The organism is Lacrimispora xylanolytica (assembly GCF_026723765.1).
Classification (GTDB): Bacteria; Bacillota; Clostridia; order Lachnospirales; family Lachnospiraceae; genus Lacrimispora; species Lacrimispora xylanolytica.
The window spans coordinates 2,095,576-2,120,864 of sequence record NZ_CP113524.1; the positions used below are offsets into that span (position 1 = coordinate 2,095,576).

Here is a 25,289-nt window from a genome sequence, read left to right on the forward strand (position 1 = left end):
TTAACAAATAAATTACGAGTCAATCAATGAGGAGGAAATAAAAGATGGCAAAGATTTACTATCAGGAAGACTGCAATTTATCCTTACTGGAGGGTAAGACCATTGCAGTGATTGGATACGGCAGCCAGGGTCATGCCCATGCACTTAATTTAAAGGAGTCCGGCTGTGAAGTCATTGTTGGACTTTACGAGGGAAGTAATTCCTGGGCAAAAGCAGAAGCTCAGGGTTTAACTGTTTATTCCGCAGCAGAGGCTGCAAAGAAAGCTGATATCATCATGATCCTCATTAATGATGAGAAGCAGGGAGCTCTTTATAAGGAATCCATTGAGCCAAACTTAAAAGATGGCGACATGTTAATGTTTGCCCATGGCTTTGCCGTGCACTTCGGACAGATCAATCCTCCAAAGAATGTTGATGTAACCATGATCGCGCCAAAGGCACCTGGTCATACCGTACGTAACGAATATCTGGTAGGAAGAGGAACCCCTTGTCTGGTTGCTGTTCATCAGGATTACACCGGTAAGGCAAAAGATAAGGCCCTTGCATATGCACTGGCACTGGGCGGCGCAAGAGCTGGTGTTTTAGAGACAACCTTTAAAGATGAGACAGAAACAGACCTTTTTGGTGAGCAGGCAGTGCTTTGTGGCGGTGTATGTGCACTGATGAAAGCTGGATTTGAGACATTAGTAGAAGCTGGATATGCTCCTGAAAATGCTTATTTTGAGTGTATTCATGAGATGAAGCTGATCGTTGACTTGATTTTCGAAAGCGGCTTTGCAGGAATGAGATATTCCATCTCCAATACAGCTGAGTATGGCGATTATATCACAGGACCAAAGATCATTACGGATGAAACAAAGAAGGCAATGAAGAAGGTACTTACTGATATTCAGGACGGAACCTTTGCAAAAGACTGGTTATTAGAGAATCAGGTTGGCGGCACTCATTTTCATGCTATGAGAAACAAAGAAGCTGCACACAAGTTAGAGCAGGTAGGCGGAGAGCTTCGTAAGCTTTACAGCTGGAACGATGGCGGAAAGATGATTGATAATTAATCAGATAAATAAGATGAGCTTTGAGTGGTAATTACCATTCAAAGCTCATTTTTTGTAAAAAAATGTTGCTGTTTCTTCTATATAAAAGTGTTCCTCATACTAATCTTCATTGCTTCAAAGAATTTTTCCATAGCTGTTGACATACCGTACGGATTGTATGCGAATCCAACGGTCCTTTTCTTGATATTATTCTCCATAGGAACCAGGACCAGATCTCCCTGATCCAGTTCTTTCTGAACAAAGTCCTTAATGACACAGCCGATTCCCATACCTATCTTGGCGAACTCAATGAGCAGATCCATGGTAGTGACCTCCAATAGCTGATTGGGGACGATCTGGTTCTCGTTTAAATACTCATCAATATATTTCCTTGTCATATTGTTCTTATCTAATAAAAGGATATTACCCGTTTGAAACAGGTCTGCATCCTGTCCTTCTCTTAAGTATAAGTTATTTAAATATGATTTCGTTGCAACAAAGGTATCCTGGATCTCCATAACAGGGTTAAAAAGTAAAGGACGCCGGTTGGAAGGCTCTGCAATGAGACCGAGATCAATTCTCTGCTGCTCCAGCATATTCACGGTATGTGCTGTAGACTGACTTTCAATTGTAATCTTAATATGAGGATATTTCTCGATAAATCCTTTTAAATATGGAAGTAAAATGTATTTACACAGGGTATTGCTCACACCGATTCTCAAATGGCCTATATGAAAATCCTTGATGCGTTTTAGCTCCTGTTCTCCCTGTGCCAATGCTTCAAAGGCGGCTTTTGTATGATTGTATAAAAGCTTCCCCTCATCCGTAAGCTGGACACCTCTTGAATTTCTGGTAAAGAGAGAAACTCCCAGGCTTCCTTCCAGCTTGCTGATGGATTTGCTGATGGCAGGCTGGCTAATAAACAGTTCTTTTGCCGCTCTTGATATATTTCCGGCTTTCGCAACTTCATAAAAAATCTTATACTGGGATAAGTTCTGCTCCATGCTTAAGTTTCCTCTCATCCTATAACTAGTCATTATATTAAATATTCATATTATGTATTTCTATTATATCAATAAGTATGCTAGAATGTAAAGCAGTAAAATGATAGAGGTTCTTAGGGAAAATGGACCAACAGGAGGATGCAGACTATGGGAATGACGATGACCCAGAAAATTCTGGCAGCTCACGCGGGGCTTGATGAAGTCAGGGCTGGACAGTTAATTGAAGCTGATTTGGATCTGGTACTGGGGAATGATATTACATCACCGGTTGCCATAAAAGAGATGGAGAAATTTAACAAGGAAACAATTTTCAATAAGGACAAAATTGCCCTGGTAATGGACCATTTTGCTCCAAATAAAGACATAAAGTCTGCGGAAAATTGTAAATGCTGTCGTGATTTTGCTGCCCGTCATGAAATCTCCAATTATTTCGATGTGGGGGAGATGGGAATTGAACATGCTCTTCTTCCTGAAAAAGGACTGGTGGTTGCGGGAGATGCAGTCATTGGTGCGGATTCCCATACCTGTACCTATGGGGCACTCGGTGCATTTTCCACTGGAGTGGGAAGTACTGACATGGCGGCAGGTATGGTTACTGGAAAAGCTTGGTTTAAGGTGCCCTCTGCCATTAAGTTTGAGCTCATTGGAAAACCAAATAAGTGGGTCAGCGGAAAAGATGTAATCCTCCATATCATAGGTATGATTGGAGTGGATGGAGCGCTTTATAAATCCATGGAGTTTACTGGAGATGGAATTAAAAACCTGACCATGGATGACCGCTTTACCATCTGCAATATGGCCATTGAGGCTGGCGGAAAGAATGGAATCATTCCAGTGGATGAATTAGCCATCCAGTACATGAAGGATCATTCCAAACGCGATTTTAAGATCTTTGAGGCGGATGAGGATGCGGAATACGAGAAAGTTTATACCATTGATTTAGGTAAGCTTGAGCCAACGATTTCATTCCCTCACCTTCCGGAAAATACAAGGACTATCGGAACGTTCGATGAGGTAAAGGTGGATCAGGCCGTGATTGGCTCCTGTACCAACGGAAGGCTTGATGATATGCGAATTGCAGCCGCTGTTTTAAAAGGCAGAAAGGTTGCCAAAAATGTACGCTGTATCGTAATTCCTGCAACTCAGGAGATTTATTTACAGTCCATGAGAGAAGGATTATTAGAAATCTTCATAGAAGCCGGAGCCATTGTCAGTACCCCTACCTGCGGTCCTTGTCTTGGAGGCTATATGGGAATTCTCGCAAAGGGAGAACGATGTATTTCCACTACCAACCGAAACTTTGTGGGACGTATGGGCCATGTAGAGTCAGAAGTATATTTAGCCAGTCCTGCTGTAGCGGCCGCCAGCGCAGTCACTGGACATATATCAGCACCGGAAGAATTGGGATTATAGGAGGAAGTGTGACATGAATGCAAGTGGATCTGTTTTTAAATATGGTGATAATGTGGATACGGATGTCATCATCCCGGCAAGGTATTTAAATATAACGGATGGGTATGAGCTGGCAAAGCACTGTATGGAAGACATTGACAAGGATTTTGTTTCCAAGGTAAAAAAAGGAGATATCATTGTAGCCAATAAAAACTTTGGCTGTGGTTCTTCCAGGGAGCATGCCCCTCTTGTCATCAAATGTGCAGGAGTGAGCTGTGTCATTGCTGAGACCTTTGCCAGGATTTTCTATCGGAATGCCATTAACATCGGTCTTCCTATTATAGAATGTCCAGAGGCTGCCAAGGCCATTCAGGCAGGAGATCATGTATCGGTGAATTTCGACACAGGAATCATAACCAATGAATCGACAGGAGAATCCTATCAGGGAGAGGCATTTCCACCCTTTATGCAGGAAATTATTTCAGCAGGTGGGTTGTTTCCTTATATTAATAAGAAGAAATAAGGAAATTTCCATGGGAAATGGGTCCGTAATTGTCAGATACTGCATTTGGCGATTCCGGATCCATTTTGCATGAAACGTTGAAATTATCAAGCTTGCGTATTATAATTAGAAAAAAATACAGGGAGTGGAATTCAATGGTAAAGACGAATGCAATGCGAATGCTTGATAAGGCAGGTATTTCTTACAGCACAAAGGAATATGAAGTGGATGAAAATGATCTCTCTGGAAGCCATGTGGCAGATCTTATGGGAGTCGATCATGGAAGTATCTTTAAGACTCTTGTATTAAAAGGAGAAAAAACAGGATATTTGGTCTGCTGTATTCCGGTTGATGGAGAGCTGGATTTAAAAAAAGTGGCAAAAGCAGCTGGGGATAAGAAAGCGGAGATGATTCCCATGAAGGATCTTCAGGGAATTACAGGATATATCAGAGGAGGCTGCTCTCCGGTAGGAATGAAAAAGCTGTTTCCGACATTTATTGATGAATCAGCCCTTAAATATCCACAAATCGCAGTAAGCGGAGGGGTGAGAGGCCAGCAGATCATCATCGATCCTCAGAGTCTGGTAGACTTTATCAGGGGTAAATTTGTCAATCTCATGCATATTTAGTTTACATAAAACAAAAATGAGGTGGACTGGCTTTTGTTGGAAAAATGAATAATTAACATAAATGTAACACTATTGTAAAAGATTGATGGAAATATAACATAAAAAAATGAGTCAAAACCAGCGTTACATAGTGCAATAAAACCAAAAAATAAAAAAGCAGGAAATATCAAAAGTTAAAATATCACAAAAATGTTAAATCCCCATTGACTTTTTTAACATGCTTCTTCTATAATTACGGCTGTCACCCGGTAACGGTTGTGGAATGTGTTCACAGCCAAGGCAAGTGAGATAAGAGAAGAGGAGTATGTATGCTTACACTACGCTCTATCCTTCAGCAGATTTGTCAATTCTTCAGAGGCATGGCCGTTAAGGTCACAAAAAGAATGTATCGTTCTTCCGCAGTTTTTATGACGGGAGCTGCAGTGATTACTGTCGTTGCGTTTACCTCAACAGGATTTGGCAGCGGTGGCAGAAATGCCCTGACCGCATTTGCAGAAACGCCAGCACCAAAAGATGCTGCTGAAGAAGAACATGTTGAAGATGAGGAAACAGTTGCTAAAGCAAATGTACAAATTACGCTTACCGACGCCAAGATACAGGCACAGCAGTTAGCCGGTAATCTACTGGTCAAACAGGTCATTGAAAAACAGGAGCTTGAAAAAGACTCTCTGGCCCAGATAAAGCTTATCAATACTCAGATAGCGATGGAGAATGAGGCGAAACGGCAAGCGGAAGAAGCAGCTAAGAAGGCAGAAGAAGAAAGAAAAGCAGCAGAGGAAGCAGCCAGAAAGGCCGAAGAAGAAAAAGCGGCCCATGCCACAGCTGTCAATCAGGACGATTATCAGGTACTACTTAAAATCGTTCAGGCAGAAGCAGGAGTATGCGATGATAAGGGCAAGATTCTTGTAGCAAATGTTATTTTAAACCGTGTAAAAAGCGGTAAATTCCCGGATACAGTAAGAGGAGTGGTTTATTCCCCTTCCCAGTTTTCCCCTGTATCAAACGGAAGCATCAATACCGTAAAGGTGACGGAGAACACCAAAGCGTGCGTTGACCGCGCTCTGTCCGGAGAAGATTATTCTGATGGAGCTTTATACTTTATGAACCGGAGAGGTTCAAGAAGCGGAGCTGTCCGCTGGTTTGACTCCCGGCTGACCTATTTGTTCCAGCATGGAAACCATGAATTTTTTAAATAAAAGCATTGTGAAATAATCTACTTTTGGTGTATACTATACTTATCTGCAGGTTCCCATGGAGGACTGCTGTCAAATGATACTATACGCTAAAGGAGAGTACGACTATGATTTTTGACTCAGCAAAGAACCTTGATTTTTACAAAAACCTTGGGGTGGAAGGAAGATACGCAAAAGCAGTGGATTTTCTTAAGAACACCGATTTGGAGAACCTGGCGCCAGGTAAATATGAAATAGACGGCAAGAACGTTTTTGCCAATGTAGTAGAGTATACAACAATTCCTTGGGAAGAAGCGAAGTATGAAACACACCGTGATTATTCTGATATTCAATACGTAATATCCGGTACTGAGACCATGACATATGCTCCAATCGACGAACTGAATATAAAGGTACCTTATAACGAAGAAAAAGATGTTGTATTTTACGACAATGAAAATCCAGGCTTAAAGGTAGTAGTAAAAGCTGGAGAATATATGATTTTTAATCCTTGGGATGGTCATAAGCCTAAGGCTGCAGCCGGAGAACCGGCACCAATTAAAAAAGTTATTGTTAAAATCAAAGAGAATTAATAGGTTAGGGGATTCGTACCCGCTGCTGCGGACGAATCCCCTGTTTTTTATGGTCTCCAGTGATCTGCGCCGCATAGTACGGCATCTTTCGTATACTTCATCAGTTCTTCTTCAGTCAGACGGAAAATCCAGTCCGGACGCTTTTCCATGACGGCTCCAGGCCCATAGCTGCCGTATTCGGCATAAAAAGCGTGTTTGTGAGCTGCCTCTTTGTTCCAGTCATCCCAGCCCTCTTTGCAGATATGATCATCCATAAAGCAGTTGATGAGAACGGTTTTTGCGTATTCTCTCCAGGGGCGGCCTAAATAGGCATTGTTTGGAGGACAGTTGCTCTCAAACCGGCAGTCTGTCATAACATATCCATATTCCTGACCTTCTGGGGTAGAAGCGGCAGTTACATAGCTGCTGATTTCTTTCCCTGTGTATTTAGAGAAGAAGGTGCATTCTTCAAAATAAGCCGTTGCGCTGCCAAAGATGAAATCCACATCTCCCTCAATGTAACAGTCCTTGTAATAATGGCGTCCATTGATTCTGGGAGCATGCTGCTTTGGTCCTATAAATCCATTGACTTCAATTTCCTTAGGAGGAAGCGGGCCAGTAAATAAGGTATCCTGATTGCCCAGAAGCCGGCAATTTTCAAATACAAGACGGTCGCCGTCTGCATATAAGGCAAGTGCCTGTCCTACTTCTGTTCCAATTCCTGCACTGTTTTCAAATGTAATGTTTTTTGCAGTGAAATCATGGGTATCAATGAGGCAGGAATACGTACGGAAGGTTCCCCGTTTCATTCCATCGTCCATCATCATTTTTGCGTAAAGATCGTAGGAGAGAATCGTTGTCTCCGGGTCTTCACCTTGAAACGTAACGTGTGGAATTGTAACTGTAATCTGCTCTTTATAAAAGCCCTTGTGAATAAATAATATCTGTTCGGATGAGTTATCCTTTGGCAATGAACTCAGGGCTTCCATGATGCTTTTAAAATCTCCGGTGCCGTCCTGTGCAATGTGAATCATATCGAACCTTCTTTCCTTTTGTGTACAAAATGCAAAACATACACTAAATATACCCAATTTGAGGGGTTTTTGCAAGAGAAATGATTGACTTTACAGAAAGCTAATGAGATAATGGGGAAAAATTTTATTCAGGGAGGAATTCCAATGTCATCAAAGGCAAATTATTCAGCGGAGGAAATCAGAAAGGATAAGCCAGGTTTTTCGGCTACCCGGTCCATCATTGAAACCCCGTTTTATGGCAATAACGTAATTAAAATCCAGACGTTGAAGGAAGCGTATGAGCTGGCAAAAAATTCCCCAGGGACGATCGTTACAGACCTCCCTATTTATCGGGGACAGGAATTCGGACTGGATAAGGACGCAAAAGTCCTTCTTTTTAATGACGGGGCAGTTACCGGCAGGTACTCCACGGCCAGAAAGATTGCCAATGAGCCTTCTGTCGATTGTGCTGCTCTTGACAAAATCTTAATGGATGCGGTTTATGAAACGCGCCATAAAACTCTTTATCATGCAGAGGTCTTTGTAGGCCTTGATCCTGAGTTTATGGTAAAAGCCCATCTGTTAATTCCTAAGGGTGAAGAAAATATCATGTACAACTGGATGTTAAACTTCCAGTACATTTCAGATGAATATGTAAGAATGTATCGTGCCTCCAAACCAGTAGGCAATGGAAATGAGCCGGATATTTATCTTTTCTCAGATCCTCAGTGGAGCGGCTTAGACAGGCCAGGTGTTGATTTATCCTGCTTAAGTGATCCCAAATGCTTATGTTACTTTAATACGGATCACAACTGTGCAGCCATTCTTGGCATGAGATATTTTGGGGAGCACAAAAAGGGAACTCTGACCATGGCATGGGCACTCGCTAATCGAAATGGGTATGCTTCCTGCCACGGAGGCCAGAAAAAGTACACCTTACAGGATGGCTCTAAATACGTTGCTTCTGTTTTTGGATTGTCAGGCTCCGGAAAATCCACTCTTACCCATGCAAGGCATGACGGTAAGTATGAGGTTACAGTACTTCACGATGATGCTTTTATTATCAATACAGATACCTGTGTTTCCGTGGCACTGGAACCGACGTATTTTGATAAGACTCAGGATTATCCGGCGGGCTGTGAAGACAATAAGTATCTCCTTACCGCTCAGAACTGCGGCTGTACCCTTGATATGAACGGCAAGATCCAGCTTGTTACCGAGGATATTAGAAACGGTAACGGACGTGCCATTAAATCAAGGCTGTGGTCTCCTAACCGGGTGGACAAGATAGAAGAGCCGGTAAACGCTATCTTCTGGATTATGAAGGATCCTACGATTCCACCAGTTGTAAAATTAAAGGGAGCATCCCTTGCTTCTGTTATGGGAGCCACTCTGGCAACCAAACGGTCCACAGCGGAACGCTTGGCTCCGGGTGTAGATCCTGACGCACTTGTAGTCGTACCATATGCCAATCCATTCAGAACCTATCCTCTGGCAAATGATTATGCCAAGTTTAAGAAGCTGGTGGAAGAAAAGAACGTAGATTGCTATATCATCAATACCGGAGATTTTATGGGCAAAAAAGTGAAACCTCAGGATACTCTTGGAATTATTGAAGCGATTCTCGATGGAAGGGCAGATTTCCACCAGTGGGGACCTTTAAGTGATATTCAGATTTTTGAATGGGAAGGCTTTGAACCGGATCTTTCGGACGAGGGCTACAGAACTCAGCTTAAGGCAAGAATGGAAGAGCGTTTACGGTTTGTTGCCAACACCGCTGTCTTAAAAGAAGGATATGATAAATTGCCTGAGGATGCTCTGAAAGCCATTGAAAAGGTGGTAGAAGAACTTGGAATGTAAGGGAGAAAATCCATGGATAAAAAGTATCTGCTGTTTGATTTAGACGGTACGCTGACAGACCCGAAAGAGGGAATTACAAAATCGGTTCAATATGCCCTTTATAAATTTGGTATTACGATTGAGGACCGGGATGAACTTTGCCCATTTATAGGACCGCCTTTAAAAGACAGTTTTATGGAATTTTATAACTTTTCAGAAGAAGATGCCAAAAAGGCCGTAATTCTTTACCGGGAGTATTTCACAGACAAAGGAATGCTCGATAATAAAGTATATGAAGGAGCCGAGGAAGTTTTAAAATCTCTTGTGGACAGGGGAAAGAAACTCTACGTGGCATCTTCAAAGCCAGAAGTCTTTGTAAGACAGATCATGAAACACTTTGGTCTTGATATTTATTTTACTTTTATGGGAGGAAGCGACTTAAATGGCACCAGGGATAAAAAAGCGGATGTCATCCGTTATGTCATGAAAGAATGTGGTCTGAAAGACCCGGAACGTGTAGTTATGATTGGTGACAGAAAGCATGATATTCTTGGTGCCAGGGAAGTTTCCATTGATTCGGTAGGCGTATTATACGGCTATGGAAGCAGACAGGAATTAGAGGAAGCAGGAGCTTTAAAAATAGCAGAGACAATTTTTGATTTGCAGAATCTTTTATAGTGTGCTATACTAGGTCTCTAACAGGGGACAGTCCTTTTTGAAATCGGGAAGGAGGATCTTTATGATAGAACTAGGAAAAGAAAAAAGACAGATCATCAGACATTTGTGCAGTACGGCGGACAGCGTTTTGCCCCGGGGTGCTGCAGAAGGACGGATGGGCCGGGTTTGGGTTCCTGAACTTAATAATCCATCGTTTTGCCTGATACTTCTGGGGAATTTCGTTTATCTGTTCGGCATATGTCCGAAGGGTGAAGTTGCCATGGAACTGAAAAAGCATTTGCTGTTACAGTGCAGACATGGATTTATTACGCCTGCCGATGCGCGTTGGGAAGAATGGCTGGAGGAAACCTTTTTTGGTGAATTCAGAATCTCATCCCGCTACGCCATGAGAAAGGACCGGAACCATTTTTCCGAGACTGATTTAAATCATTTTTTACAAATTCCACATGCTGGAATCCGCATAAAAAAGATGGATAAGAGTTTATACCATTTAGCCCTGAAAGAAGAATGGAGCCGTGAATTTTGTTCCAACTTTGAAACACCGGAAGAATTCTTAAAGAATGGGCTTGGATTTGTTGCTTTAGATGGAAATACTCTTGTTTCTGGCTGTTCCGCTTATGGAATCAGCGAAGGCATGATTCAGGTCACAGTTGCGACCAGAAAAGAATACCAGCGAAGAGGTCTTGCATTATCATGCAGCGCGGCTTTTATTCTTTCCTGTCTGGAACAGGGGATTAATCCGAGCTGGGATGCAGATAATATACCATCGACCTGTCTTGCGGAAAAATTAGGATACATGTTTGAAAAAGAATATAAAGTATACAGGCTTTAAATTTTACGTACTGTAATCAGGAGGAATACTTAGGATGAGAAAGGTGGAAATCGGTTTTTGGGGGGTTGAATCCATTCTTGAGTTTGTAACAATTGCCGGAAAGTTTAAGGAGCGTATGCAGCTGGTTTGCGGTGACAGTATTGTCAATGCAAAATCCCTGCTGTCTGTACTTTCTCTGGCAACTGTGGAAGGGTTGGAGTTAATGATCCAGGAAGATTCCTGTGATTCTCTGTTAAAGCATCTGGAACTGTACGTGGAGCATGGCAGGCTGATTGGCGGCAAATGTTAAGAAGCTGACAGTAAAAGGAACTTGTAAATCAGGTCAAAGTGGTGTATACTAAATACCATAGAAGCATGATGAATGTGATTCCTGGAATGCGCGACACTCTTACCTTTTTTGAACCTACATTATGACTCATGGGATTCCAATATTTTCAGGTGGATGTCAGGCCTCCTTAGCAGTGGAAGGCAGAAACCTGAGTGAGGTTGCCCACCTAGCATCGCTAGGCGTCAATAAGTAAGAACCGGCATTTTGGGGTTACAAAAGAAAAAAGCAGCGAGAAATCGCTGCTTTAACTTTATTTATAAATATGGTAAAGTATAGAAAAATAAAAAAGAGTTAAGAGGAGCACATGAATAAAAAGACATTTATTGGATTTGTTGTGGGAATTCCTCTTTTGGTTTTGTTGCTCATAGTGATTATTCTGGTGAACGAACCAGAGCCAGGAGGGATATCCAGAGGACTTGCTTATAAGTCAGCGGCTCTTCTTCTGACGGACAGGGAAAGCTGTGAGAAAGCTCTGGCAGATCAAAAGCAGGAATATTTTTCGGAGGCAGAAAAAAACAACTGGTATGTAAAATACATGAGCTATCTCTATGGGGGAGGCTATTTAAATCCCAGTGAGGTGCCTGCGAAAAAAGAGATAGCGGAAGGCTTTTTGACCTATAAAGATGCGGAGGAACTGGCTGAGGCCCTGGTACCTGGTTCAGGGAAAGATGTTAAAGTGGGGAAGAAAAAAGGGAATAAGCAGATATCTGCGGATGCCTGGTGGAACCTATACGATGAGCTTAAAAAGTCCCTTGACAAGGAAGGAAATATAAAGGAAGTTGATGTTCTGCTTTATGGAACTCCAACCAATGTGAATGGGTCACTTCCTTGGACTGCATACACCAGTCAGGGAAATTTTCAATTTGAAGGCATCAGCCTTGATTCGTACATAGATTGGGAGCTGAAACTCCTTGTAAGAGGCAATGAAATCATTGCCATGAAGGAAGCAGTTACCGATACAGTTACTTATAAGAATGCATGGTTAACGACCGGAGATGGCAAAACTTTTATTGTTCACTTAGGGATGGTGGAGCGAAGCTTTCCTCTGGAAGCCTCCTTGGGAGAGGCAGATAATTTTGCCAATAATGTGGCTGATGTCACCTTGAAAAAAGGAAACCTTCAGAAGGTTACCTTAAAAAAGAAGAAGATATCCGGTAAGGTTCTGGCGGTAAAGGACGATTCCATTGAAGTGGAAGGATATGGAAGCTTAAAGCTGGATAAAGACTTTAAGGTTTACCGCTTATATGGCCAATTTGAGGAAAAAACTCTGGCTGATATTTTGGTGGGATATGATATTCAGGATTTTGTAGTTGCTCATGGCAAGATCTGCGCTGCCTTACTGGTAAGAGAGTTTGATGCAAAAAGTATCCGGGTCCTCTTGATGAATACTAATTTCCAGTCCATTTTTCACTCTTCCGTTACCCTGTCTGCGGTAAGTGGTCTGACACTTACTTATGGAGAGGAAAAGGTGGAGATTCCTGCAAAAGCAGAGGTCGTAATTGATACCTCTGATGAAAGACTGAAAGATGGAAGAATTGTTGCAGCGCCTTTGGAAAAAGGAGATGCAGTTACGGTTAATTCCATATCCAGATCCTATGGGACGCCAGCCTATGACGGCACCATTGAGATACGAAAAGAAGGAGATGGGCTGCTTCTCATTAATGAGACTTACTTAGAGGATTATTTAACCAAGGTAGTTCCCAGTGAGATGCCTGACAGCTATGAGAAAGAAGCTCTAAAGGCTCAGGCTGTCTGTGCAAGAACTTATGCATACCGGCAGATTCAAAGCAATACCTACAGCAAATACGGTGCTCACGTAGATGACAGTACCAGATTCCAGGTATATAACAATCTGCCTACAGCAGCTAAGACTCAGGAAGCAGTGCGTGAGACTTATGGTAAGCTATTATTCTACGGAGATACTCCCATTGAAGCATTTTACTTCTCCACTTCCTGCGGACACACCACAGATGGCAGCGTGTGGGGAGGAAATCCATCTCAGTTCCCATACTTAGATGGAACGCTGATGCAGGATAATAAGGGTGTGCTTAATTTATCGACCAACTCAGATTTTGATGCATTTATAAAGAATAAAGATTATCCAGCCTATGATTCTTCTTATCCAATGTACCGATGGGATACCACGGTTACCAACCGACAGTTAGAGGAAGAGATTACAGAAGTCGGTTCTATTCTAAACATTACGGTTACGGAAAGAGGCGTCGGGGGAATCGCTAAGAAAATCAGGGTGGAAGGTTCTGACGGCGTAATGACCATCAGTGGCGAAGGTCAGGTAAGAGCCAAGATGGGTAACAAGTACATGGTCCTTAATAAAAAAGACGGCAGCGTTATGAAGAATTTTGATTCCCTGCCAAGTGCTTATATTGCAATTGAGAATCAGGGCGTGGATGATAAAAATATTACTACCTTCCATATCTATGGCGGCGGCTTTGGTCACGGAGTCGGAATGAGCCAGAATGGTGCTCAGGCAATGGCTAAAGAAGGAAAGAGCTTTGAAGATATATTAAAATTCTTCTATAACGGAGTCGAAGTACGGGAAGCAGATCAAACCAAGTCATGAGAATGACTTGGTTAGCGTAAGATAGTAGAAAAAGCGCAGGATCATCATATGCAAGATCAAAAATTGGAAAACCTGCTGAATCTTGCCTTAAGTGCCACCCCCGAGGAACGGGCAAAGTCAGGAAATTTAAACGTTGGATATAATCCTGAAGAAAATTCCTGGGATGTGATTGTAAAGCATTCCGGAGATATCAGTAATCTGTCCGCCCTGGGGATAAGGGTAGAACAGATGGTAAATGAATACGCCATATTAAGGGTTCCCGAATCCTTAATTGACCGTTTAAGTGAATTGCCTCAAATTGAATACGTGGAAAAACCAAAGAGGCTGTTTTTTGCCATTAATCAGGCAAAATCGGCCTCTTGCGTCAATTTGGTCCAACAGGGAAGCAATAATTTAGACGGCCGAGGAGTCCTGGTAGCCATTATTGATTCTGGGATTGATTATTACCACGCCGATTTTAGAAATCCCGACGGGACATCGAGAATTCTTTTGCTTTGGGATCAGAGTTTGGATCGGGTTTTTACGAAAGAAGAAATTGATGCAGCTCTGGCTACGGGAAGCCGGGCCGGTGCAAGAGCTTTAGTCCCCTCAGTGGATATCAGTGGACATGGGACCGCAGTCGCTTCCATTGCAGCTGGAAATGGAAGAGAGAACAGAGGCCAATACCGGGGAATTGCATATGAAAGTCCATTGATAGTGGTAAAGCTTGGAGTTCCCCAGGAAGGCGGATTTCCAAGAACCACGGAGCTTATGAGAGCTGTTAATTTTGTGGTGAAGGAAGCGGTAGACAGGCAGATGCCTGTGGCAATTAATTTAAGCTTTGGAAATACATACGGTTCCCACGATGGGACCAGCCTTTTGGAAACCTTTCTCGATGATATTTCTAATTATGGAAGAACAGTCATTGTTGTAGGTACAGGAAATGAAGGGGTCGCAGGCGGTCACATATCCGGAGTGCTCACCATGTCAAATCCGGAGGAGGTGGAGTTAAGTGTAGGGTCGTATCAGCAAAGCTTCAGCGTTCAGCTTTGGAAATCCTATGCCGATATTTTTGATATCAGCATTGTCACACCGTCAGGAGAAGTAATCGGGCCAATCAGCAGCAGGCTCGGACCTCAGACCATAAACTACAGGAATACTCAGATTCTACTATACTACGGAAAACCTGGACCTTACAGTGTTGCCCAGGAGATATACTTAGATTTCCTGCCCCTTGATTCTTATATAGACAGCGGTATCTGGAAGTTTCGGTTAACCCCCAGACAAATTGTAGAGGGTAAATATGATTTGTGGCTTCCCTCAGCTGGAGTTCTTAACGAATCTACACGTTTTTTAAGGCCAACTCCTGAAACCACTCTGACCATTCCGTCGACTGCAAACAAGGTAATTTCAGTTGGGGCCTATGATGATACGTATCAGTCTTATGCCGATTTTTCTGGAAGAGGGTTTACCAGAAGAACTAACTTGGTAAAACCGGATCTGGCTGCTCCTGGGGTGGGAATCATAGCAGCCAAAGCAGGGGGAGGCTATGAAGCGGTCACTGGTACTTCTTTTGCAACACCGTTCGTAACAGGGAGTTCAGCTCTCCTCATGCAATGGGGAATAGTCGATGGCAGAGATCCTTTCCTATTTGGGGAAAAAGTGAAGGCATACTTAATTCGGGGGACGAGAAAGCTGCCTGGAATCTCCCAGTACCCAAACCCTGAGCTGGGGTACGGAGTGTTATGTGTCAGCGACAGCCTGCCGGTATAGCTCATTTAAAACCATTGGAAATTAGATGAAAATGATTTATAATAAAAACAGATCATTTTCGGGAGGTATCTAATGGAAGTCAGATATGAACTTGTCATCCCCAACGACGACCTGCCTTTCCGGCTGTTTATCTTTGAGGGCAGGGAGGGGAAGTATAAAGTAACAAAGCATTGGCATCATTCCGTGGAAATTTTTCTGGTGCAGGAAGGAAAGATTGATTTTTACATCAATAACAGCCATTTATCCCTTGCCAGACAGGATTTTGTACTGGTAAATTCCAATGAGGTCCATTCCATCGAATGTCCGGATCCAAATGTAACAATCGTGCTGCAAATTCCGGGAGGTACGTTCAAAGAATATCTGGGCGAAGATGGTTATATTAATTTTGAAAAGAAAGACGATGTTCAAAATAAACGATTAGCGGATCTTGTCACCTCTATGTTTTCCATTTATGAAAAACAGGATTACGGCTATAGCTTAAAGGTGAAAAGTCAGTTTTATGAGCTTCTCTATCTTTTGATCACGGAGTTTAAAACAGAATCAATGGATAAAGAGGTACTCCGCCAAAAGAAGCAGCTGGATAAACTATCAGACGTCACCCAGTATATGAGGGATAATTACGACCAGGAATTAAAGCTTGAAGAGGTCGCGGAACGGTTTGGTTTCAGTTCCACTTATTTATCCAGAATCTTTCAGAAATATGCGCAGGTCAATTACAGGACCTATTTGATTGACCTGCGTGTGAAATATGCGGTCAGGGAGCTGGTTGGAACGGATCACGAGATTGGAGAAATCGCCATGAATCATGGGTTTCCGGACAGCAGATCCTTTTCCAAGGCCTTTAAAAAAAGGTATGGATGTCTCCCCAGCACCTACCGGAAGCACACATTGGCGAATCGATAATGGGAATTGCAAATATTTTAATATAGGGTGTTAAAATTACAGAAAATATGATATAATGTACCATAACTTTGGGCGAAGGATGTGATTGAATGAATATCAGGGAATCCACAGAACAATGGGAAGAAGCATACTTAAGCCCTTATGCCTCCTTAAGTAAGAATACAAGGGGCAGAGAGCGTATGGAAGACTCCTGTGATATCCGGACTGCGTATCAAAGAGACAGGGACCGGATCATCCACTGTAAGGCATTTCGCAGATTAAAGCATAAAACCCAGGTATTCCTGGCGCCGGAAGGCGATCATTACCGCACAAGACTGACCCATACTCTGGAGGTATCTCAAATTGCCCGGACCATAGCCAAGTCACTTCGTATGAATGAGGATCTGACAGAGGCGATTGCACTGGGTCATGATTTGGGACATACTCCTTTTGGACATTCCGGAGAAGCGGTCCTTAACCGGATATGCTCCGAAGGTTTTGAGCATTATAAGCAGAGTGTCAGGGTTGTGGAATTTTTAGAAAAAGACGGTATGGGTCTTAATCTTACCTGGGAGGTAAGAGATGGCATCTTAAACCACCGTACCAGTGGACGGCCATCCACACTGGAAGGTGGTATCGTGCGCCTGTCCGATAAGATTGCCTATATCAATCATGATATTGATGATGCCATTCGGGCAAAGATGTTTGTGGAAGAGGATCTGCCGGAGCGTTTTACAGGAATCCTTGGACACAGTGTACGGGAACGACTGAATAATCTGATCCATGATATTATTGGAAACAGCTTTGGAAAGCAGGAGATTATCATGTCGCCTCATATGGAAGAGGCCATGCAGGGACTTCGTACCTGGATGTTCAACAATGTCTATAAAAACGAGATACCAAAGGCAGAAGAAGGAAAGGCTCAGCAACTGATTGAGATGCTGTTTGGATACTATATGGATAACCCGGATAAGCTTCCGGATGAATACCGAAATTTTATGGAGAAGCAGGGCGTGAGCAAGGAGCGGGCTGTCTGCGATTATATAGCAGGCATGAGCGACAGCTATTCCATTGTCAAATTCGAAGAACTGTTTGTCCCGAAAGCATGGAAAGCCATTTAGGAAACAGAACGATTTAGGAAGGAGGATGAAGGCTTCATGCGATATTCGGAGGATGCAATTGAAGAGGTCCGAATGAAGAATGACATCGTAGATGTGATTTCGGGATATGTCAAGCTGCAAAAAAAAGGAAGCAATTACTTTGGACTATGTCCATTTCACAATGAAAAGTCGCCTTCCTTTTCCGTGTCACCTGGAAAACAGATGTACTACTGCTTTGGCTGCGGTGCAGGCGGCAATGCCATTACATTTGTGATGGAATATGAAAATTACTCTTTTTCCGAGGCGCTGAAGGTCTTGGCTGATCGGGCGGGAGTAAAGCTTCCTGTTCAGGAATACAGCAAGGAAGCCAGGGCACAGGAAGATTTAAGAGCAACTCTTTTGGAGATCAATAAGCTGGCTGCCAGTTATTTTTACTATCAGCTGAAAAACCCTCAGGGAGAACTTGGATATAAGTATTTAAGAGACAGAGAGCTAAGCGATGATACCATAGTTCGTTTTGGTCTTGGATATTCCAATAAGACCAGCGATGATCTGTACCGATTTCTAAAAGGGAAAGGGTATGATGATGCAATTTTAAAGCAGACCGGCCTTGTGACCATAGAAGAGCGTGGAACCTACGACAAATTCTGGAACCGTGTCATGTTTCCTATTATGGATGTGAACAACCGTGTCATCGGATTTGGCGGCCGTGTCATGGGCACTGGAGAACCCAAATATTTAAATTCACCTGAGACAAAGCTCTTTGATAAGAGCCGAAATTTATACGGACTGAATTATGCCAGGCTATCCAGGGAAAAATACATATTAATCTGCGAGGGATATATGGATGTGATTGCCATGCACCAGGCCGGGTTTACCAATGCGGTAGCTTCCCTTGGTACGGCGTTCACCCTCCAGCATGCTCAGCTTTTAAAACGGTATACGGATAAAGTAATTCTTACCTATGACAGTGACGGGGCTGGTATTAAAGCGGCACTTAGGGCGATTCCTATTTTGAAAGAAGTTGGAATGTCCATACGTGTGCTGAATATGCAGCCTTATAAAGACCCGGACGATTTTATTAAGAATTTGGGAGCAGATGCATTTCAGGAGAGAATCAAGGAAGCAAGAAATAGTTTTCTCTATGAAATTGATGTGCTGAAAAAGGATTATAAGATGGATGATCCGGAGCAGAAGACTGCCTTTTACAATCAGGTAGCCAAAAAATTGCTTGAGTTTCCTGAAGCTCTGGAGCGGGAGAATTATTTAGAAGCAGTTTCCAGAGAATTTTTTATAAATTACGAAGATTTAAAGCGTCTGGTCAATCGTCTGGGAGCATCGTTAGGGACAGCCGGGACTGCATCAAGGGGAGAAGAGGAAAAAGGGTTTAAAGGCCAGAAGAAAAAAGATAAGGAAGATGGTGTGAAACAGTCACAGAGACTGCTTCTTACCTGGCTGATTGAAAATCCGGTACTATTTGATAAGATTCATGGGGTAATTACTCCGGAAGATTTTATAGAAGAACTGTATTATAATGTGGCACGGATGGTTTTTGACGGACACGCTGCCGGAACATTGAATCCGGCTGAGATTTTAAATCATTTCATTAACGATGATGATCAATACCGGGCAGTCGCAGGTCTATTTCATGCGAGCTTAAATGAGTCCCTGAATAATGAAGAACAGAAAAAGGCGTTTTCGGAAACGATTATGAAGGTGAAAAAGAACAGTCTGGATTACGCCAGCCGGCATGCAGAAGGAATAGAAGAACTGCAAAGAATTATAAAGGAACAGGCTGCGTTAAAGGACTTGAATATTTCGCTGGATTAGGGTGTACACTATAGGCAGGCTGTGGAAGGATGGAATAACATGGACGAAAATGTGAAGAAGACAGCAGATAAGATGGTGGGATCAGGAAAGACGGAAGAGGAACAAATCGCAGAGAAAAAAGCCGAAGAGATGGCTGCGGCATTTGAGGAGAAATTAAACCAGCTTCTTCTCCTGGCAAGAAAAAAACGGAATGTACTGGAAAACCAGGAAATTCTGGACTTTTTTGCCGACGAAAAGCTGGATTCCGATAAGTTGGATCAGATTTTTGATTTTTTAGAATCCAATAAGGTCGATGTACTTCAAATTGGGGTGGAGGACTTAGATCTGGACGAAGACCTTTTTATCGAAGAAGATATTGAGGACGAAGAAGAGATAGATATGGAAAGCATTGACCTTTCTGTCCCGGAAGGTGTCAGCGTAGAAGATCCGGTACGTATGTATTTAAAGGAGATCGGAAAAGTCCCTCTTCTTTCCAGCGAAGATGAAATAGAGCTTGCCAAAAATATTGAACTCGGGGATGATTTTGCAAAGCAAAGCCTGACAGAAGCCAATCTAAGATTGGTAGTCAGCATAGCAAAACGTTATGTTGGCAGAGGCATGCAGTTTCTTGATCTGATTCAGGAAGGCAACCTTGGATTAATTAAGGCGGTTGAAAAGTTTGATTACCGCAAGGGCTATAAGTTCAGCACCTATGCCACATGGTGGATCAGACAGGCCATCACAAGGGCAATTGCCGATCAGGCACGTACCATTCGTATTCCGGTTCATATGGTGGAAACCATCAACCGGCTGGTCCGGGTATCCAGGCAGCTTTTACAGGAGCTTGGGCGGGAGCCTGTTCCGGAAGAAATTGCGGCAAGGGCTGATATGCAGGTAGACCGGGTGCGGGAAATCATGAAGGTTTCTCAGGAGCCGGTTTCCTTAGAGACTCCTATCGGTGAGGAAGAGGACAGCCATTTAGGCGACTTCATTCAGGATGACCAGGTGGCAGTTCCTGCGGATGCCGCTACGTTCACCATGCTTCATGAGCAGCTGATGGAGGTTCTTGATACCCTGACAGAACGAGAGCAGAAGGTATTAAAGCTTCGATTTGGCCTTGATGACGGCCGTCCCAGAACCTTGGAAGAGGTGGGAAAAGAATTTAATGTTACAAGAGAAAGAATCAGACAGATAGAAGCCAAAGCACTTCGTAAACTGCGCCATCCCAGCAGAAGCAAAAAGCTTAAGGACTATCTGGACGATTAAGACATAAGATGGAGTTTTTGCATGAAATTATCAAAACGTTTGGAAACCATTGCTTCTTTTATACCAGAAGGAAGTAAAGTGGCTGATATTGGAACGGACCACGGATATATACCCATTCATTTGGTACAGGAAGGAAAAGCAACCCATGCCATTGCGATGGATGTGAGGACAGGCCCTCTTTGCAGGGCCCAGTCTCATATCGCGGAAGCTGGCCTTTCAGATATGATTGAAGTCCGTTTAAGCGACGGACTTTTAAAGTTGGAAAAAGACGAAGCGGACTGTGTTGTCATTGCCGGAATGGGCGGAGAATTGATGATACATATTCTGGAGGAAGGCCGCCGCTTATGGGATCATATCCCTAACTGGGTCTTATCCCCCCAATCAGAGCTTCAAAAGATGCGCCGGTTCCTTTTGGAACAGGCATTTTTCATCGAGCAGGAGACTATGATAAAGGAAGACGGTAAGTATTATGTGGTTATGCGGGCTGTAAGAAAGGAGCTTCATAACAACCATGACGGACGTGAGATTTCATACCGTTATGGAAAAAGCCTTCTGGAATCTAAGGACCCTGTTCTGACAGAATACTTAAAGAAAGAAGAGATCCAATTAGAGGAAATCTTAAAGGGACTTTTAAAAGGCGAAAGTGAATCCGCTGAAAAGAGAATGAGGGAGCTTAAGACAGAGCTATCCTGGAATAAGGAGGCACAAGATGCGATGCGATGAACTCATAAAACAACTGGAACAGCTTGCACCGGTAAGCTGTGCCTGTGACTGGGATAATGTAGGACTTTTGGCGGGAAGAAGCGATAAAGAGATAAAAAAAGTGTATCTGGCATTGGATGCCACAGATGAAGTGGTGGAAGAAGCAATCAACTGGGGAGCAGATATGCTCATCACCCATCATCCTCTTATTTTTAAGCCCTTAAAAAAGATTAATGACATGGACTTTATTGGAAGGCGTGTTCTAAGCCTTTTACGTAATGATATATCCTACTATGCCATGCACACAAACTTTGACTCCGCGCCAGGGTGTATGGCAGATGCGGCAGCCCGGAAACTGGAGCTGACTGAGACTAAGGTATTGCAGCCGGAAGGGATGCTAGAAGAAGTTTCTTATGGAATCGGCAAGACTGGGTACTTAAAAGAGAAGCTTACGATACGGGAGCTGGCCGATCTTGTAAAAGAACGGTTTGATCTTCCGTTTCTTACCATATATGGAGAGCATGCACCGGGAGGAACCATCGACTTTATCGGCATTAGTCCCGGATCAGGGGAGAGCATGATTAAATCTGCCTTAAATGCCGGAGTCCAGGTGCTCATTACCGGTGACATCGGACATCACAGCGGCATTGATGCTGCGGCCAATCATTTGGCTGTTATTGATGCAGGACATTACGGCCTGGAGTATCTTTTCCTTGATTTTATGGAAGATTACTTAAAACGAGAAGCAGGCGGAATGCTGACGATAAAAAAAGCAGTAGTGGTATTTCCTCAGACATTGGTATAAGGAGGTATAATATGGCAATTGTAACGATTCATGGAGCAGCAAAGGAATACCCCAAGGGAACCACATATCAGGAGATCGCAAGGGAGTTTCAGCCCCAGTACGAAAGTGATATTTTACTTGTCAGCATTAATGGCAAATTAAGAGAGCTTCATAAAACCGTACAGTTTGACTGCAATTTAAATTTCTTTACTGGTAATGACCAGCCTGGAATTCAGACCTACCACAGAAGTGCGATTTTTCTTATGTTGAAAGCATTTTACGATATTGTAGGTGCTGAAAAAATTGAAAAAGTTACAGTGGACTTTTCTCTTGGGAATGGCTATTACATTGAACCCCACGGAGATATGGCTCTTTCGCAGAGCTTAATCGACCGTGTAAAAATTCGAATGCAGGAATACGTAAGCCAGGAAATTCCCATTATGAAACGGAGTGTGAATACAGACGATGCCATTGAGCTGTTTCATAAGCATCGTATGTACGATAAAGAGCGCCTATTTCGTTACCGCCGGGTTTCCAGGGTCAATATCTACAGCATAGGCGGATTTGAGGATTATTTCTACGGTTATATGGTTCAGAATACAGGCTATATCAAGTATTTTGATCTGGTATTATTTGATGAGGGATTTATGCTTATGCTGCCTCAAAAGGATAATCCCAAAGAAGTTCCGGCCTTTGAGCCGGAGAAAAAGAAAAAGCTTTTTCAGGTTTTAAAGGAAAGTGTGAAATGGGGCAAATGCCTGGATGTATCCCATGTAGGATCATTGAATGAAAAGATTGCGGCAGGGAAGCTCAATGAACTGATTCTGATTCAGGAAGCGCTGCAGGAGAAGAAGATCGCAGAGATAGCAGCCAAAATCGGAGCAGACCGGAGCAAAAAGTTTGTTATGATTGCAGGTCCTTCTTCCTCTGGAAAAACCAGCTTCTCCCATCGTCTGTCTATACAGCTGAAGGCACAGGGCATGAATCCTCACCCCATCGCGGCCGACGACTATTTTGTGAATCGGGTGAACAGTCCGAAAAATCCTGACGGAAGCTACAATTTTGAGGTACTGGAAAGCCTTGATGTGGAACAGTTTAACAAGGATATGACAGCACTCCTTGCCGGGGAAACGGTAGAGATGCCAAGATATCAGTTTAAAACAGGGGAAAGGGAGTACCGGGGAGATTATCTTACCTTGGGAAAGGACGATATTCTGGTCATAGAAGGCATCCACTGTCTCAATGACAAACTATCCTATACCTTACCTCAGGAAAGTAAATTCCGTATTTATGTCAGTGCCCTTACCCAGCTTAACATTGATGAGCATAACCGGATTCCAACCACAGACTGCCGGCTGATTCGTCGTATGGTCCGGGATGCCAGAACAAGAGGTGCATCTGCCCAGGATACCATACGGATGTGGCCTACGGTAAGGAATGGAGAGGAGTCTTATATCTTCCCCTTCCAGGAATCAGCGGATATGATGTTTAACTCTGCTACGGTCTATGAGCTTGCGGTATTAAAGCAGTTTGCAGAGCCGCTTTTATTTGGCATTCCAAGAGAATCTCCGGAATATATGGAGGCAAAACGTTTGTTGAAATTCCTGGATTATTTTCTGGGAGTCAACAGCGAAGACATTCCCCGTAATTCCATTGTACGGGAATTCATAGGCGGAAGCTGCTTCAGGGTATAAGGTAAGACTTTACAAATGCTTTTATTTATGGTAGACTAGTGTAGTTTTGAGTAAGACAAATGGTCGCAGCTGCAAAGCCGAAAGGCTGCAGGTGAGGAAAGTCCGGGCTTCACAGGGCAGGATGCCAGATAACGTCTGGCGGAGGCGACTCTAGGGACAGTGCAACAGAAATATACCGCCGCATTTATGCGGTAAGGGTGGAAAGGTGGTGTAAGAGACCACCGCTCTCCTGGTAACAGGAGGGGTCCATGTAAACCCCATCCGAAGCAAGACCGAACAGGGAGCGCAAGGCGGCCCGTCTGCTCCCGGGTAGGTCGCTTGAGCCTGCTGGCGACGGCAGGCCTAGATAGATGGCCATTCAACGACATAACCCGGCTTATCGTCTTACTCAAAACATATAACAGCAGTTGATTAAATGGAATAGAATAAAAGTATCTAACGTAAGCACGACTCTTTGGGCCGTGCTTTTTTGCAAATTTAAAACTTTGCCCTCACCACCAGAATCCAGGTAAAACGTTTAATATTTCTTCTCTTCCTATTGACAATCCGGTGAAAATTTGAGTTAATTGTTACAAAAGGAACTGGAGGCAGACGATGGCAACAATAAAAGAACTGGCAAAAAGCTGCGGTGTTTCAGTCGCCACGGTATCAAATATTTTAAACAACAAGCCTGGTGCAAGTGAAACAACAAGAAAACTGGTTTTGGAAATGGCAGAAAAGTTAAATTATACTCCCAATATAGTGGCTAAAAATCTAAAGATGCAGAAGACCAGAAGCATTGGAGTCATAGCTGAGGATATGACAATTTTCAGCATTCCGGATATCATTGACGGGATCACGGATTATTGTCAGGAACAGGATTATCAGATCCTTCTGACTAATTTAAGGCTGTTTAAAAAATACAATGATACGTATTACAATCGTGAGGATTATTTTGATCTTGTAAGACTTGAAATTAAAAAGCTGATGGAAAAACAGGTGGAAGGTATCATATATGTTGCAGCTCATGAGAGAATCATTCGCTGCATTCCAGATACTCTACCCATACCCGCGATTATGGCTTATGGCTATTCTAAAAGTGACAAGATACCATCCATCGTCGTAGATGATGTCCATGGGGCTGCAAAAATACTGGAGTATATGGTAAGTAACGGACATAAACGGATTGGCGTCATAACTGGGAAGCCTGACAGTCTCCATGCCCAGGCCAGACTGGTCGGATATCAGAAGATACTGTTTGAGAATGGAATTTTATATGACCCAAGCCTTGTGATGGAAGGAGACTGGACCCGTATATCCGGCTACCGGTGCGCCAGCCAGCTGCTGGATAAGGGAGTGTCAGCTATTTTCTGCATGAATGATTTGATGGCAGGAGGAGTTTACGACCGGGTGGATGAGATGGGACTGAAAGCGGGAATTGATGTATCCATTGCAGGATATGATGGCAGGGAATTGTCTGGCTATTACAGACCGCCGCTGACAACGGTAAGCCTTCCTCTTCATGATATTGGACATAAGGCCAGTGAGCTGATGATTGATCTTATCAACGGAACGGTTATAGATGCAGGACCAGAGAATGTATGTTACGTAGGCTGTGAACTACAGGTGCGCAAATCTGTAAAAGACATAACATGATAATAAAAGATAGAACGTTTCTTGCAAAAACTGCTATTGAAACGTTTTATTTTTTTGCCAAAAACGAGACATGCTATCCAGAGTTCGAC

22 protein-coding genes and 2 other RNA genes are annotated in these 25,289 nt (G+C 43.2%); 22 read left to right on the forward strand and 2 right to left on the reverse strand.

Annotation, left to right across the window (positions count from 1 at the left end):
- The first annotated feature begins 44 nt into the window (after nucleotides 1-44).
- Nucleotides 45-1,055: a ketol-acid reductoisomerase gene (ilvC, locus tag OW255_RS09900; RefSeq protein ID WP_024836077.1), complete on the forward strand. Its 1,011-nt coding sequence runs from the start codon at nucleotides 45-47 to the stop codon at nucleotides 1,053-1,055.
- 77 nt (nucleotides 1,056-1,132) lie between these two features.
- Here ilvC and OW255_RS09905 read toward each other — a convergent pair whose 3' ends face one another.
- Nucleotides 1,133-2,038, reverse strand: a complete 906-nt coding sequence (locus OW255_RS09905; RefSeq protein WP_024836076.1) for a LysR family transcriptional regulator — start codon at nucleotides 2,036-2,038, stop codon at nucleotides 1,133-1,135.
- A 147-nt stretch (nucleotides 2,039-2,185) separates the two neighbouring features.
- Between OW255_RS09905 and leuC the strand changes: the two genes are divergently transcribed.
- From leuC to OW255_RS09930, 5 genes are all read left to right on the forward strand, one after another.
- Complete coding sequence (gene leuC, locus OW255_RS09910) at nucleotides 2,186-3,451, forward strand: 3-isopropylmalate dehydratase large subunit (protein WP_268116483.1); 1,266 nt, start codon at nucleotides 2,186-2,188, stop codon at nucleotides 3,449-3,451.
- 13 nt (nucleotides 3,452-3,464) lie between these two features.
- The gene (leuD, locus tag OW255_RS09915) at nucleotides 3,465-3,953 is read left to right on the forward strand and encodes a 3-isopropylmalate dehydratase small subunit (RefSeq protein ID WP_026890697.1); all 489 of its coding nucleotides are present in this window, start codon (nucleotides 3,465-3,467) and stop codon (nucleotides 3,951-3,953) included.
- Nucleotides 3,954-4,087: 134 nt separating this feature from the next.
- Nucleotides 4,088-4,561 (forward strand): Cys-tRNA(Pro) deacylase, encoded by a 474-nt coding sequence (gene ybaK / locus OW255_RS09920; protein WP_268116484.1) that lies wholly within the window; start codon nucleotides 4,088-4,090, stop codon nucleotides 4,559-4,561.
- A 308-nt stretch (nucleotides 4,562-4,869) separates the two neighbouring features.
- Complete coding sequence (locus OW255_RS09925; RefSeq protein WP_268116485.1) at nucleotides 4,870-5,757, forward strand: cell wall hydrolase; 888 nt, start codon at nucleotides 4,870-4,872, stop codon at nucleotides 5,755-5,757.
- A gap of 104 nt (nucleotides 5,758-5,861) precedes the next feature.
- On the forward strand, nucleotides 5,862-6,326 hold the full coding sequence (locus OW255_RS09930) for a NanQ anomerase/TabA/YiaL family protein (RefSeq protein WP_024836071.1): 465 nt from the start codon (nucleotides 5,862-5,864) through the stop codon (nucleotides 6,324-6,326).
- Between the two features lie 47 nt (nucleotides 6,327-6,373).
- Here the strand turns inward: OW255_RS09930 and OW255_RS09935 are convergent, their stop codons facing one another.
- Nucleotides 6,374-7,339 carry a pectinesterase family protein gene (locus tag OW255_RS09935; RefSeq protein WP_268116486.1) on the reverse strand — a complete coding sequence of 322 codons (966 nt, stop codon included), beginning with the start codon at nucleotides 7,337-7,339 and terminating at the stop codon, nucleotides 6,374-6,376.
- A 144-nt stretch (nucleotides 7,340-7,483) separates the two neighbouring features.
- Here OW255_RS09935 and OW255_RS09940 point away from each other — a divergent pair, with 144 nt between their 5' ends.
- The 16 genes from OW255_RS09940 to OW255_RS10015 all read left to right on the forward strand — a co-directional run bounded on the left by OW255_RS09940 (nucleotide 7,484) and on the right by OW255_RS10015 (nucleotide 25,200).
- Nucleotides 7,484-9,178, forward strand: coding sequence for a phosphoenolpyruvate carboxykinase (ATP) (locus tag OW255_RS09940; protein ID WP_268116487.1), 1,695 nt, complete (start codon nucleotides 7,484-7,486; stop codon nucleotides 9,176-9,178).
- A 12-nt stretch (nucleotides 9,179-9,190) separates the two neighbouring features.
- On the forward strand, nucleotides 9,191-9,835 hold the full coding sequence (locus tag OW255_RS09945; RefSeq protein ID WP_268116488.1) for an HAD family hydrolase: 645 nt from the start codon (nucleotides 9,191-9,193) through the stop codon (nucleotides 9,833-9,835).
- A gap of 61 nt (nucleotides 9,836-9,896) precedes the next feature.
- Entirely contained in the window at nucleotides 9,897-10,667 is a 771-nt protein-coding gene (locus tag OW255_RS09950; RefSeq protein ID WP_268116489.1) for a GNAT family N-acetyltransferase, read from the forward strand.
- Nucleotides 10,668-10,701: 34 nt separating this feature from the next.
- Entirely contained in the window at nucleotides 10,702-10,956 is a 255-nt protein-coding gene (locus tag OW255_RS09955) for an HPr family phosphocarrier protein (protein ID WP_026890689.1), read from the forward strand.
- Nucleotides 10,957-11,031: 75 nt separating this feature from the next.
- A non-coding RNA gene (gene ssrS / locus OW255_RS09960) (6S RNA) lies at nucleotides 11,032-11,210 on the forward strand.
- Nucleotides 11,211-11,299: 89 nt separating this feature from the next.
- The gene (locus OW255_RS09965) at nucleotides 11,300-13,576 is read left to right on the forward strand and encodes a SpoIID/LytB domain-containing protein (protein ID WP_268116490.1); all 2,277 of its coding nucleotides are present in this window, start codon (nucleotides 11,300-11,302) and stop codon (nucleotides 13,574-13,576) included.
- 48 nt (nucleotides 13,577-13,624) lie between these two features.
- The gene (locus OW255_RS09970; protein ID WP_268116491.1) at nucleotides 13,625-15,328 is read left to right on the forward strand and encodes a S8 family peptidase; all 1,704 of its coding nucleotides are present in this window, start codon (nucleotides 13,625-13,627) and stop codon (nucleotides 15,326-15,328) included.
- Between the two features lie 72 nt (nucleotides 15,329-15,400).
- Complete coding sequence (locus OW255_RS09975; protein ID WP_268116492.1) at nucleotides 15,401-16,231, forward strand: AraC family transcriptional regulator; 831 nt, start codon at nucleotides 15,401-15,403, stop codon at nucleotides 16,229-16,231.
- 89 nt (nucleotides 16,232-16,320) lie between these two features.
- Nucleotides 16,321-17,331 (forward strand): deoxyguanosinetriphosphate triphosphohydrolase, encoded by a 1,011-nt coding sequence (locus tag OW255_RS09980; protein ID WP_268116493.1) that lies wholly within the window; start codon nucleotides 16,321-16,323, stop codon nucleotides 17,329-17,331.
- 36 nt (nucleotides 17,332-17,367) lie between these two features.
- Nucleotides 17,368-19,140, forward strand: a complete 1,773-nt coding sequence (dnaG, locus tag OW255_RS09985; RefSeq protein WP_268116494.1) for a DNA primase — start codon at nucleotides 17,368-17,370, stop codon at nucleotides 19,138-19,140.
- Between the two features lie 129 nt (nucleotides 19,141-19,269).
- Nucleotides 19,270-20,385: an RNA polymerase sigma factor RpoD gene (gene rpoD / locus OW255_RS09990; RefSeq protein WP_268116596.1), complete on the forward strand. Its 1,116-nt coding sequence runs from the start codon at nucleotides 19,270-19,272 to the stop codon at nucleotides 20,383-20,385.
- Nucleotides 20,386-20,406: 21 nt separating this feature from the next.
- On the forward strand, nucleotides 20,407-21,108 hold the full coding sequence (locus OW255_RS09995) for a tRNA (adenine(22)-N(1))-methyltransferase (RefSeq protein WP_268116495.1): 702 nt from the start codon (nucleotides 20,407-20,409) through the stop codon (nucleotides 21,106-21,108).
- Nucleotides 21,095-21,892: a Nif3-like dinuclear metal center hexameric protein gene (locus tag OW255_RS10000; RefSeq protein ID WP_268116496.1), complete on the forward strand. Its 798-nt coding sequence runs from the start codon at nucleotides 21,095-21,097 to the stop codon at nucleotides 21,890-21,892. Before OW255_RS09995 ends, OW255_RS10000 begins: the two co-directional genes overlap by 14 nt.
- Before the next feature lie 11 nt (nucleotides 21,893-21,903).
- The gene (locus OW255_RS10005) at nucleotides 21,904-23,565 is read left to right on the forward strand and encodes a nucleoside kinase (protein WP_024836058.1); all 1,662 of its coding nucleotides are present in this window, start codon (nucleotides 21,904-21,906) and stop codon (nucleotides 23,563-23,565) included.
- A gap of 47 nt (nucleotides 23,566-23,612) precedes the next feature.
- Nucleotides 23,613-23,960: RNase P RNA component class A (rnpB, locus tag OW255_RS10010), an RNA gene on the forward strand.
- A gap of 199 nt (nucleotides 23,961-24,159) precedes the next feature.
- Nucleotides 24,160-25,200, forward strand: a complete 1,041-nt coding sequence (locus OW255_RS10015; protein ID WP_268116497.1) for a LacI family DNA-binding transcriptional regulator — start codon at nucleotides 24,160-24,162, stop codon at nucleotides 25,198-25,200.
- Nucleotides 25,201-25,289: the final 89 nt, after the last annotated feature.